The 1,303-nt window shown below is 68.5% G+C and carries 1 protein-coding gene and 1 pseudogene; both read right to left on the bottom strand.

What is annotated here, in order from left to right; genetic code table 11:
* Nucleotides 1-7 precede the first annotated feature (7 nt).
* Nucleotides 8-898 (bottom strand): SDR family NAD(P)-dependent oxidoreductase, encoded by an 891-nt coding sequence (locus ACIRS4_RS37330; RefSeq protein ID WP_404204589.1) that lies wholly within the window; start codon nucleotides 896-898, stop codon nucleotides 8-10.
* A pseudogene (locus tag ACIRS4_RS37325) lies at nucleotides 895-1,303 on the bottom strand (NAD(P)/FAD-dependent oxidoreductase); the annotation flags it as partial. The gene ACIRS4_RS37330 and the pseudogene ACIRS4_RS37325, both read right to left, overlap by 4 nt.

Genomic DNA, 1,303 nt, shown 5'->3' with positions numbered 1-1,303 from the left:
CGAGCGGTCACGGCGCTCTCCTGCCGAAGACCAGCTCACCGGCCGCCTGGATGCGGTCCATCGACAGCGCCTGGGTCATGCGACGATTCACGCCCGGCGCCAACCGCAGCATGAAGTAGCCCAGCCACGCCTCGGTGCGGACCGGGACCACCGCCAGGTCGTAGCGGATCGACCGGACCACGGCGCGCGCCACCAGATCGGGGCTCAGCGGCGAGAACGGCAGGCGTTCGGCCAGCTCCTGGATCTGCGCGGTGAGCTGCTGTCCGCGCTCCACCAGCCGCGGATCCACCCCCACCGCGGTGGCGTGCCGGGCGATATCGGTGTTGATCACGCCCGGGCAGATCGCGCTCACCCCCACGCCTTTCGGCGCGAACTCCAGCCGCAGGCATTCGGTGAGCATCTTGACCCCGGCCTTGGACACCGAGTACGCCGACATGACCGGCGTCGGCGTGAACGCGGCCGCGGAGGCGATGTTCACGATGTGCCCGCGCTTGCCCTCGTCGATCATGAGCCGCCCGAACGACCGGCAGCCGTGCACCACCCCGAGCAGGTTCACGTCCAGCTGCAGTTCCCAGTCGTCGGGTTCCAGATCCAGGAACGCCCCGCTGACCAGGATTCCGGCATTGTTGACCAGCACGTCCGGCACCCCGTGATCGGCGTGCACGTCCCGGGCGAAGGCCGCCCAGGCGTGCGGATCGGTCACGTCGAGCTGGGCGGCGATCCCCCGCCGACCCTCGGCCTGGATCAGCGCCACCGTCGAGAGCGCCGCGTCCTTGTCGATATCCGAGACGATCACCTGGGATCCCATGCGCGCGAACCGCAGTGCCGTCGCCCGCCCGATCCCGCTGCCCGCGCCGGTCACCACCACCAGCTTCGGATCGATGGCATTGAGTTTCACGAGACCTCCTCCGAGAGCGCGACCGTCTCGGCCGCGACCGGCGCACCCACCGTGTAGCGGTAGACGTCCAGATCGAAATGCCGGTTCTGCCAGTACATCTCGCCGTGCGTGGACGGCCGGAACGGCGAATCGCCGTGATTGTCGAGGTAGTAGGTGTTGGAGCCCTCGCACACCGGCGTGAACAGGAAGTTCTTCCGCTGCCGCCGCAGGCACTGCCGGAAGTACTCGTCGTGCACCTCCTGCCGGATCTCGACCTCGGTGGCGCCGCGCGCCTTGGACTCGGCGATGACCCGCGCCAGATGCGCCGAGGTGGCCTCGATCATCCAGATGTAGGAACCCAGCACGAACCCGTACGGCCCGGTGATGGTGAACGAGTTCGGGTATCCGGGCACCGAAACACCCTGG

Source organism: Streptomyces sp. NPDC101166, assembly GCF_044768125.1.
Classification (GTDB): domain Bacteria; phylum Actinomycetota; class Actinomycetes; order Streptomycetales; family Streptomycetaceae; genus Streptomyces.
This window is presented reverse-complemented; position numbering and strand designations above follow the sequence as displayed.